The organism is Streptomyces sp. NPDC057307 (assembly GCF_042667665.1).
Taxonomy (GTDB): domain Bacteria; phylum Actinomycetota; class Actinomycetes; order Streptomycetales; family Streptomycetaceae; genus Streptomyces.
In genome coordinates this window covers 1-10,524 of record NZ_JBHUZM010000202.1, presented here as the reverse complement: position 1 = coordinate 10,524, position 10,524 = coordinate 1, and the positions used below count along the sequence as shown (strand labels likewise).

7 protein-coding genes are annotated in these 10,524 nt (G+C 72.0%); 5 read left to right on the top strand and 2 right to left on the bottom strand.

The window, feature by feature from the left end:
- Positions 1-2 precede the first annotated feature (2 nt).
- Complete coding sequence (locus ACFUN8_RS35290) at positions 3-1,619, bottom strand: AMP-binding protein (protein ID WP_383646961.1); 1,617 nt, start codon at positions 1,617-1,619, stop codon at positions 3-5.
- 52 nt (positions 1,620-1,671) lie between these two features.
- Positions 1,672-3,732, bottom strand: coding sequence for a 4-hydroxy-3-methylbut-2-enyl diphosphate reductase (locus ACFUN8_RS35285; protein ID WP_383646958.1), 2,061 nt, complete (start codon positions 3,730-3,732; stop codon positions 1,672-1,674).
- A gap of 510 nt (positions 3,733-4,242) precedes the next feature.
- Here ACFUN8_RS35285 and ACFUN8_RS35280 point away from each other — a divergent pair.
- The 5 genes from ACFUN8_RS35280 (at position 4,243) to ACFUN8_RS35260 (ending at position 10,409) form a co-directional block, all read left to right on the top strand.
- Entirely contained in the window at positions 4,243-4,866 is a 624-nt protein-coding gene (locus tag ACFUN8_RS35280; protein WP_383646956.1) for a cupin domain-containing protein, read from the top strand.
- Between the two features lie 46 nt (positions 4,867-4,912).
- Positions 4,913-6,064 carry a DegT/DnrJ/EryC1/StrS family aminotransferase gene (locus ACFUN8_RS35275; RefSeq protein ID WP_383646954.1) on the top strand — a complete coding sequence of 384 codons (1,152 nt, stop codon included), beginning with the start codon at positions 4,913-4,915 and terminating at the stop codon, positions 6,062-6,064.
- A 131-nt stretch (positions 6,065-6,195) separates the two neighbouring features.
- Complete coding sequence (locus ACFUN8_RS35270) at positions 6,196-8,169, top strand: FAD/NAD(P)-binding protein (protein ID WP_383646951.1); 1,974 nt, start codon at positions 6,196-6,198, stop codon at positions 8,167-8,169.
- 72 nt (positions 8,170-8,241) lie between these two features.
- The gene (locus ACFUN8_RS35265) at positions 8,242-9,369 is read left to right on the top strand and encodes a type III polyketide synthase (RefSeq protein ID WP_383646949.1); all 1,128 of its coding nucleotides are present in this window, start codon (positions 8,242-8,244) and stop codon (positions 9,367-9,369) included.
- Positions 9,366-10,409, top strand: a complete 1,044-nt coding sequence (locus ACFUN8_RS35260; protein WP_383646946.1) for a methyltransferase — start codon at positions 9,366-9,368, stop codon at positions 10,407-10,409. The genes ACFUN8_RS35265 and ACFUN8_RS35260 overlap by 4 nt, the downstream gene beginning before the upstream one ends.
- Positions 10,410-10,524: the final 115 nt, after the last annotated feature.

The following is a 10,524-nucleotide window of genomic DNA, read 5'->3' as shown; positions in this document are numbered from 1 at the left end:
CTCTACAGGCCGGCTTCGAGGCGGCGGGAGAGTTCGACCCGGCGGGTCTTCAGCGTCGCGGTGCGCGGCAGTTCGGCCAGCGGGATCTGGACGGGATCCGCCAGTTGCGGGTACGCGGCCGTGGCGGCGCGCCAGCGGTCCGGGTCCAGCGGCTCGTCGTGGTGGGTGCAGACGACCGGGACCGCGTCGGAACCGGGGCCCGGCACCACGACGACCTCGGCCAGCTCCGCCAGCTCGTCCAGGAGGATGTCCTCGATCTCCAGGCTGCTGCCCACCCCGGGGATCTCGTCGAACTCGCGGTCGAGCATGTGCAGGCAGCCGAACGAGCTGCGGTAGCCGACGTCCCCGGTACGCCACCAGCCGTCGTGCACATTGGCGTCGTAACGGTCCTGCTCGCCGTGGTACGTCTTCGCTATCCCGTCCCAACGGACGTCGATGAAGCCGGGGTTGCTCTTCGATGGCCGCCTGCCGTCCCGGCTCACCAGCCTCACCCGGGCGCTGCCCGGCAGGGGGTAGCCCACGCAGCGGCCGTCCATCCGATGGGCGAACCGGCGGTAGTACGGCCGGCCTGCCGCGGGGCCGACCTCGCTCTGCCCGTAGATCTGGAAGAACTGCGCCCGCTGGGCGGACGCGTGCAGCAGCCGGCGGACCGTCCTCGGGTGGATCGCGTCGAAGGTGCTGCTGAAGTACTTCACCGACGCGAAGGGGCGGCGCGCGTCGTCGGCCAACTCCTCCCAGGCCAGGAAGGAGTTGGGCAGCGCCTCGATCAGCCAGGGCCTGCGTTCGGCGAAGAACCCGGCGACGGCGTCGGGGGTTCCGTCCTTCACCAGCAGCGGCGGCATCCCCTGGAGGAGGCAGAGCGACATCGCCGCGAACGTCCGGGAGTGGCCGAAGGGGATATGGATCGCGACGGTCCCCCGCTTCCTCATCAGCCCCAGCAGGAACAACTGCGGGCGCAGCCGGGACCGCATCGTGCGCGGCGTGTGCACGACCAGCTTGGGCAGTCCCGTGGTGCCGGAGGTGTGTGTGATCATGGCCGGCTCGTCCAGGCCGCGCAGGACCGGCCGTACCGGCACCGTGCCGTCCAGGCCGGCGAGCGCGACCGCGCCCATGCCCGGACCGGCGTCGCCCACACCGATCACGCCCCGGGTCAGCTCGGCCAGTGCCACACCGTCCTCGGTCAGGGAGCGGAGCTTGGGTCCGTCGGTGACCAGGTGCGGCCGCTCCAGCCGGGCCAGCAGCGCGGCGATGGCCGCGGAGTCCAGGTGCTGCGAGAGCATGACCGGGACCGCGCCGGTGCGCTCCACGGCCGTCGCCAGCAGCCAGAGGTCGAAGTTGGGGGCCTTGCAGATCACCACATGGCCGCCCGCGCGCACCCCGCCGGCGGCGAACCGGTTGGCGATGTCCGCTACATGACCCACGAGTTGACGGACTGTCAGGTGCCGTCCGGCCTCCGGCAGGACGTCGAGGTCGTGGTCGAGGACGAGCGGCATGGCGCCGCGGACGCGGGCGGCTCTCTCCGGTACGACACCGAGATAGAGGCCGTGCTTGTGCGGCGACGTACGTGCCGACGCGGGGTCCGGCCGGTGGCTCAGCTTGTCCAGCAACGTGCTTCCCATGAGGTCTTCCTTTGCGTCCGACTGAGCGGGGGTACGGGGTACGGATACGGCGTCAGCGGTCGCGGTAGGCCACCATGTCGGCCAGTTCCTCCAGACGCAGCCGCCAGCGGTGCGACAGGCCGGCGTCCGTCAGGGCCGCGCGGGCGTCGGCGACCAGGGCGTCGATCCGCTCCTCGACGTCCGCGCGCACTCCGGAGGCGAGCAGGGCGGCGCGGAGTTCGGCGGGGTTCCAGTCGGCGTGGCGGCTGTCCTCGACCAGTTGGGCGACCCGCGGGTCCTTGGCCGCGGCCAGCGCGATCAGCAGGGTCATCTTGTGCTCGTCGAGGTCCAGGCCGGTCGGCTTGCCGGTCACCGTCGCGTCGCCGAACGCGTCGAGCAGGTCGTCCCGCAGCTGGAACGCCTCGCCTGCCGCGACCCCGTACGCCTCGAAGACATCGTGCAGCCCGGGGCGTCCGGCGATGGCCGCGCCGAGGGCGAGCGGGCGGTGGATGGTGTAGCGGCCGGACTTGCAGACCGCGACCCAGCGGGCCAGCTCCGGGTCCGGTTCCACCTCGGCGGCCAGGGCGATGTCCAGCTGCTGGCCGATGATCATCTCCGTGACCAGCTCGTGCCACACCTCCGCCGCCGGGCCGGTCAGCCGGCCCGCGAGCCGGTTCGCGTAGCTGAGTGCCAGGTCCCCGGCGAGGAGGGCGACGCTCTCCCCGTACCGGCGGGACTCCCCCGCCCAGGCGCGCCGCGCGTGCAGGTCCGTGTACGCGACGTGGACGGTCGGAGTGCCCCGCCGGGTGGGCGAGTTGTCCATGATGTCGTCGTGGATGAGTGCGAACGCGTGCAGCAGTTCGAGCGCCGCCGCCGCGTCGACGACCGTGTCGTCGTCCGTGCCGCCACCGGCCGCCAGATAGCCGGTGACGCAGAACAGCGGACGCAGCCGCTTGCCTCCCGCCGCGACCAGCTCGGCGACGGCGGCGACCGGGACCGCCACCCGGGCGTCCACGGCGCTCCAGCGTGCCTCCTCGGCGCTCAGCAGTTCCTCGATGCGCCGGTCGACGCGGTCCAGCAGCTTGGCGCAGGTCTCCTCGTCGACAGCGCCACGCTCACCGACCGCCGCCGCACCGTCATCCGACTCCCCTGCCGCCTCCGACCGCCCCGGTCGTACCGCGTTCCCCGGCGCCCTTGATCCCTCCAGCTCCGGCGGAAGTTTGAACACCACGTTCTCGGTGGCCGTCACCTCCGTCTCGACGTCCTGGTAGCCCAGTTCGGCCAGGCGGTGCAGCACCCGTTCCACCAGCACGTCGGGCACGCTCGCGCCCGCCGTGAGGCCCACCGTGCGTACGCCCTCCAGCCACGAGGAGTCGAGCAGGTCCGGGTCGGGCAGGAGCCGGGCGTCGGTGCCGGCGGCGTGGGCGACCTCCACGAGGCGCAGTGAGTTGCTGGAGTTGGCCGAGCCGACGACGAGGACGAGGTCGCTGCGGCCCGCGATGGCCTTCACCGCGTTCTGCCGGTTCTGGGTGGCGTAGCAGATGTCGGCACTGGCCGGACCGGTCAGCGTCGGGAAACGTTCGTGGAGGACGGCCACGATCTGCGCCGTGTCGTCCATCGACAGCGTGGTCTGGGTGAGATACGCGGCCGACGTGCCCGGCGCGAGGTCGAGCCGCCTGGCCTCCTCCACGCTGCCGACGACGACGGTGCGCTCCGGGGCCTCCCCGTAAGTGCCCTCGATCTCCTCGTGGTCGACGTGCCCGATGAGGATCAGCGTGTCCTTGTCACGGGCGAACCGGACCGCTTCCTGGTGGACCTTGGTCACCAGCGGGCACGTCGCGTCGATGACCGTCAGTTCGCGTCGCTGGGCGTTGTCGCGGACCTGCGGGGACACCCCGTGCGCGGAGAAGACGCACACGGCCCCGGCCGGTACGTCCTCCTCCGAGTCGACGAACCGGGCGCCCTTGCCCTCCAGTTCCCGCACGACGTGCTCGTTGTGCACGATCTGCTTGCGTACGTACACGGGCGAGCCGTGCAGCTGGAGCGCGCGTTCCACCGTCTCGATGGCCCGGTGCACTCCGGCGCAGGCACCCCGGGGCTCGGCGAGCAGAACTCGGTGCGGGGCGGACGGCATGGTTTCCCCCTCGGGATGGTCGGTACGGGATCGACGAGGTGCGGTTCGGGCGGGCCGACGCCGGGAAGGACGCGCCGGTCTCCCGGCGGCTCGCGCACGGAATTCGTCCGCCCGAACGGTGTCGTCCCGCCGGATTCTTGAATTCCGTGCGGGTGCAGCCGTCCCGACGGTGATCGGCGGACCGCGAAACGCATCCTCGACGCCGTCCCTTGCCGGGGAATAAGCGAAGTGTTGGCCCCGGCTTGGCGGCAAGCGGGAACCAATCCCGGACCCAGTGGCCCCCAAGTCGCCGCGGGCATTCTCGCTGCGGAGGCCGTCCGGTGCCGGCCCCGGGGCCCGGAATTCCCGGCGTGCCGGAAGACGCCCACCGCCGGTCCGATTCAGCTGCTTCCCCGGTTTTCCCACTCCTCCCTGACTCCCTGACTTCCCTGACTTCCCTGACTTCAGAATTCCGGCGCCGGGCGGCTGCCCTGCCCCGCGCCCGTATTCCATCCGAGAGAGCGACACCACATGAGCGGTCTCATCGTCCCGCCCGGCCACGGCCGGAGACTCGTCACGAAAGCGCAGGACGTGACCTTCAAGGTCACGGCCGCGGACGGTTCCTCGTCCTCCGTGTTCGAGGTGGTCGTGCCGCCGGGGTTCGACGTCGGCGCGCACACCCACAGCCACTCCCAGGAGTTCTTCTACGTCCTGGAAGGTGAGTTGGAGCTGTTCGCGTTCGAGCCGACCGAGCGGACCCCGGACACCTGGCACGGCTGGGAGTCCACGAGCGGTGACCGCGCCGCCCGCGCGGTCACGGGCAGTTGCATGTTCGTGCCGCCGGGCTGCCCGCACGCGTTCCGCAACGCCACGGACAAGCCGGCCCGCATGCTCTTCCAGAGCTCCCCCTCGCCGGACCACGAGCGCTACTTCGAGGAGATCGTCGAGATCTTCGCCGCCGGCCGGTCGGTGGACTCCGAGGCCGTGGAGCGGATGCGCGAGCGCTACGACGTCCAGCAGATCACCCCGCTCCGCTTCACCCCGCCCGTGCCGAACCCGCCCACGCCGAACCCCACCGTCCCGAACCCCACCGTGCCGAACCCGACCGTCCCGGATCCGGCGACCCTGAGCCCGGCCGGCCGGTCCGCGGCGTGAGCAGTGACGACCTGACCAGAGACGAAGAGTTGAGGGGTGATCTCGGATGACTGTCACGACCACGGACAGCATCTCGCTCGTGCACGCGAGCCTGGGCGAAGAGGAACTCGCCGCCGTCGCCGAGGTGTTCGCCTCGGGCTGGCCCGCCGGCCAGGGCCCGCGGGGCAAGGCGCTCGAAACCGAGTTGCAGCGGCGTTACGGCGTCGGTGACGCGGTCGCGCTGAGCAACTGCGGCGCGGCGCTCCACCTGAGCATGCTGGCGCTCGGCGTCGAACCGGGCGACGAGGTGATCGTCGCCGACTACACCTTCCCCGCCCCGGCCCACGCGGTGCGCTATGTCGGCGCGACCCCCGTCTTCGCGGACGTACGCCCGGACACCGGCACCGTCGACCCGCAGGCGGTGGCGGAGCTGATCGGCCCGCGCACGGTGGGCATCATCGCGGTGGACACCGTCGGGCTGCCCGCCGACTACACCGAACTGATGGCCGTCGCCGACCGCCACGGCCTCTTCGTCGTCGAGGACGCCGCCTGCGCGGTCGGCGCCACCTACCAGGGCCGCCCGGCGGGCGCGCTGGCGCCGGTGGCCTGCCTCTCCTTCCACGGCCGCAAGGGCGCCACCAGCGGTGAGGGCGGGGCGCTGCTCGCCACCGACCCGGTGATCGGGGCGGACGCCCGGCTGCGGTCGTCGTTCGGCATCGGGAGCATCTACGACCAGGCGCAGGTGGTCGGCCTGCCGATCCCGTCGTTCACCGACATCGGTTACAACTACAAGCTCTCCGACATCGCCGCCGCGATCCTCCAGGTGCAACTGGGGCGGGTCGACGAGCTGCTGGGGCGCCGGAGCGCCGTCGCGGCGTCGTACACGGAGCTGCTGGCCGACGAGGAACTGCTCACCGTGCCGTACGTGCCCGAGGACCGCACCCACGCCTGGCAGTCCTACCTGGTCACCCTCGATCCGCGGGTGGACCGCTCCGGGCTCGGCGCCGCGCTGCGCGCCCAGGGCATCGGCTGCGGGCACGGCACCTGGGCCAGCCATCTCCAGCCGGTGTACGACTCCGCGCAGCGCTGCCCGGTCTCGGCGGATCTCTTCCAGCGCAACCTGGCGATACCCATGCACGCCGAACTCCGCCCGGACCAGGTCGAACGCGTCGTGGACGTGCTGCGGGCCGAGCTGAAGAACAACCTGCGCCCGAACTGACCGGCGTGCCGGACAGCGGCGGGGTGGCCGCGGGCCGTGTCGCGACCCGGTGGCCGTCCGGCCGTGCTCCGCGGCACCCGTGCCCGCTGTGGACGCCCGCTCTGTTCGCGTATTCCCATCGAGGAGAGTCCGTGCTTGTCGTCTGTCTTGTCGGAGCGGGGCCGCGCGGTCTGTCGGTCCTGGAGCGGCTGTGCGCCAACGAGCGCAAGTCCCCCGCGCACCCGGCGGTGACCGTGCACATCGTGGAGCCGTACGCGCCGGGCCCGGGGAAGGTGTGGCGCACCGGTCAGTCGCGGCGGCTGCTGATGAACACCGTCGCCTCGCAGGTCACCGTCTTCACCGACCACACCGTGACGATGGGCGGGCCGGTGGAGGAGGGGCCGAGTCTGTACGCGTGGGCCGGGGATCTCGCCCTGCGGTCGGCGGATCCCGGCGTACGTGCCCGGTTCGCGCCGGAGGTACTGGCCGAGGCGGGCCGGCTCGGCCCGGACGACTACCCCACCCGTGCCTTCTACGGCGCGTATCTGGAGGACGCCTTCCGCACCGTGCGGGAGGCGGCGCCCGCGCATGTCACCGTCGTCGAGCACCGCACGAGCGCGGTGGCGCTGCACGACGAGGTCCGGCCGGGCGGCTCGCAGACCGTGCTCCTGGCGAACGGCACGCGGCTGACCGGTCTGGACGCCGTGGTCCTCAGTCAGGGGCATGTCCCGGCCGCCCCCACGTCCGGACAGCGGGCCCTGGCGTCGGCCGCCGCCCGGCACGGTCTGACCTATCTCGCCCCGGCGAACCCGGCCGATCTCGACCTGTCCGTCGTCGCGCCCGGCGAGACGGTCTTCGTACGCGGCCTCGGGCTGAACTTCTTCGACGTGCTCGCCCTGCTGACCGAGGACCGCGGCGGCACGTTCGTCCGCGACGGCGGCCGGCCGCGCTACCGCCCCTCGGGCCGGGAGCCGCGCATCGTCGCCGGGTCCCGGCGCGGTGTGCCCTACCACGCGCGCGGCGAGAACCAGAAAGGTCCCTACGGGCGCCACGAGCCGCGGCTGCTGACCCTGCGCGCCGTGGCCGGGCTGCACCGGCGCGCCGAGGACGGCGAACGGCTGTCCTTCCGCACCGACCTGTGGCCGCTGATCGCCAAGGAGGTGGAGAGCGTCTACTACGGCACGCTGCTGTCCGCCCGCGGCCGGCGGCGCGAACGGGAGCCTTTCGTACGGGACTTCCTGGCCGCTCCCGACCGGGCGGCCGAGGCGCGGCTGCTCGACGCCGCCGGGATCGCGCCGGACGAGCGCTGGGACTGGGAGGCGCTGGCCCACCCCTGGCGCGGCCGGGACCTGCGCGACCGGGCCGGCCACCGGGCCTGGCTCCTGCGCCATCTGGCCGAGGATGTGCGCGAGGCCAGGGCGGGCAATACGGACGGCCCGCTCAAGGCCGCCCTGGACGTGCTGCGCGACCTGCGCAACGAGATACGTGCCGCGGTGGACCACGGCCGGCTGGAGGGCGGCTCGTACCAGGACGATCTCCAGAGCTGGTACACCCCGTTGAACGCGTTCCTGTCGATCGGTCCGCCGGTCTCCCGTGTCGAGGAGCTGATCGCGCTCGTCGAGGCGGGCGTGGTGGAGATCCTCGGCCCCGACGTACGGGTGTCCGCCCCCGATCCCGGTGAACAGAGCGGGCGGCGGGCGGCGTTCACGGTCGTCTCCGGTGTCGTACCGGGGCCGGCGGTACGGGCGACGGCCCTGGTCGAGGCCCGGCTGCCCGAGCCGGATCTCACCCGCACCGCGGACCCGCTGCTGCGCGGGCTGCTGCAGGACGGGCAGGCCGCCCGGTTCCGGATCGACGGCTCCTGCGGCACCGGGTTCATCACTCGGGGGCTGGCCGTCACCGAGCGCCCGTACCGGCTCGTCGACGCGGCGGGGCGGGCCCATCCGCGCCGCTTCGCCCTCGGGGTGCCGACCGAGGGCGTGCACTGGGTGACCGCCGCCGGGATCCGACCCGGCGTCGACTCCATGACCCTCGGCGACGCGGACGCCATCGCCCGCGCCGTGCTCGACCTGAAAGCGTCGGCAAGCCGACGCCAAGGAGCGGGCAAGCCCGCCGTACGACATTGACTCCCTGATAAAAGAAAGACAGAGGCAAAAGGCAGAGAAATGTCTTCACTTTCTGAGAGGCAGACGCCTGACATGCCCATCCTTTGCAAGCCCGCGGTGCGTGTACCGGAATACATCATCACCATGGAGCAGACCCTGGATTTCGCCAGGAAAGCCCATGCGGGAAAGCCGCAACTCCCGCTGGCACTACGGCTGATAGAGAATACCGGAGTACAGAAGCGGCATCTGGTGCAGCCGATCGAGAAGACCTTGGACCACCCGGGCTTCGAGGAACGCAACCGTATCTACGAGACCGAATCGAAAAAGAGATGCCCCGATGCCATAGAGGAGGCGCTGGCGAACGCGTTGCTGCGGGCCGAGGACATCGACGCCATCATCTATGTGTCGTGCACCGGCTTCATGATGCCCTCGCTCACCGCGTGGCTGATCAACACCATGGGGTTCCGCTACGACACCCGGCAGCTGCCCATCGCCCAACTGGGCTGTGCGGGAGGCGGGGCGGCGATCAACCGGGCGCATGACTTCTGCGCCGCCCACCCCGACAGCAACGTGCTGATCGTCTCGTGCGAGCTGTGCTCGCTGTGCTACCAGCCCGACGCCGACGACGTCGGCTCGCTGCTGTCCGACGGGCTGTTCGGCGACGCGGTCGCGGCGGCCGTGGTGCGTGGGCGGGGCGGCCCCGGCGTCACCGGTGTCCAACTGCGGCGCAACGCCTCGTACCTCATTCCGAACACCGAGGAGTGGATCTCGTACGCCGTGCGCGACACCGGGTTCCACTTCCAGCTCGACCGGCGGGTGCCGGGCACCATGGAGCCGCTCGCGCCGGTGCTGCGCGACCTCGCGGCGGACCACGGCTGGGACGCCTCGGACCTGGACTTCTACATCATCCACGCCGGCGGCCCCCGGATCCTGGACGACCTCGCCAAGTACCTCGGGGTCGACCGCACGGTCTTCCGGCACAGCTGGGGGACGCTGACGGAGTACGGGAACATCGCCAGCGCGGTGGTGCTCGACGCGCTGCGCAGGCGCTTCGAGGAGGGGCCCCTGCCCACGGACGCCACCGGTGTGATCGCCGGCTTCGGCCCCGGCATCACCGCCGAGATGGCCCTGGGTACCTGGGTCGACGGCACCGCACATCACCACGGGGAGCGCCCGGCCGCCGAGGCCGCGCCGCGCCCGTACGCAGGGAGGATCGTATGAGCGGCACCGAGACCGGCATCAGCACGGGCAGCGGCACCGTCGGCACGCCGGCCGGACCCACGTCCGACCGGATCATGCGGATCATCAACGGCTACTGGGCGACCGGAGTGCTGGGCACGGCGGCGACGTACTCCCTGTTCACGCATCTGGAGAACGGCGCCGGGACACCGGCGGCGCTGGCCGAGCGGGCCGGGATCGCGCCGCGGGGCGCGCAGGCGCTCCTCGACGGTCTGGTCGCCCTCGGCCTGGTCGAGGTGGCGAACGGCCGTTACCGCAACTCCCCGGAGGCGGCGGCCTTTCTCGTGGAGGGCCGGCCCGCGTCACTGGCCGGGTTCGCCCGCCTCAAGATGGGCCATCTCGGATCGCTGGCCGCGTTGCCCGACGTCGTACGCGCCGGAGGGCCCGTGACGGAGGCGGTGGTGGAGGTCGCCGACAACCCGCACTGGGAGAACCTCGTGCAGGCCATCGCCGCGCAGTCCGTGCCCGTGGCGCACATCGCCGCCGAGGCGCTCGGGCTGGCCGACGCCGGGAAGGTCTCGATCCTCGACATCGGCGGCGGTTCGGGGGTCTGCTCGGCCGTCTGGCTCGGGCTCAACCCCGACGCCCGCGCCACCCAGATCGACTGGGCGCCGATCAATGCGATCGCCCGACGGCTGCTGGCCGAACAGGGCGTGGGCGACCGGGTCGACCACGTCGACGGCGACTTCCACACCGTCGACTTCGGCGACGGCGACCACGACCTCGTCATGTACTCCAACATCGCCCACCAGGAAGGGCCCGAGGAGAACCAGGCGATCTTCACGCGGATACGCCGGGCGCTGCGGCCGGGCGGCACGCTGGTCGTCTCCGACTACCTCACCGACGACGACCGCACGGGCCCGCCGTTCGCGCTGACCTTCGCCGGGGAGATGCTTCTCAAGAGCCGGCACGGCTCCACCTGGCGGCGCGGCGACTGCCACGCCTGGCTCACCGCCGCCGGGTTCGAGGACATCCGCTTCCTGGACACCCCGTCGCCCACCACCCTCGTACTCGCCCGCTGACCCGTGCCCCTCGGCCGTGGCCTCCGTGCCTCCGCCCGATGGCGACCGGGACTTCGGCCCGTCGGAGGGACGCGGGCAACGAGGAAGCCTCCGGCGCGGCGGCCCGTTCCAGGAC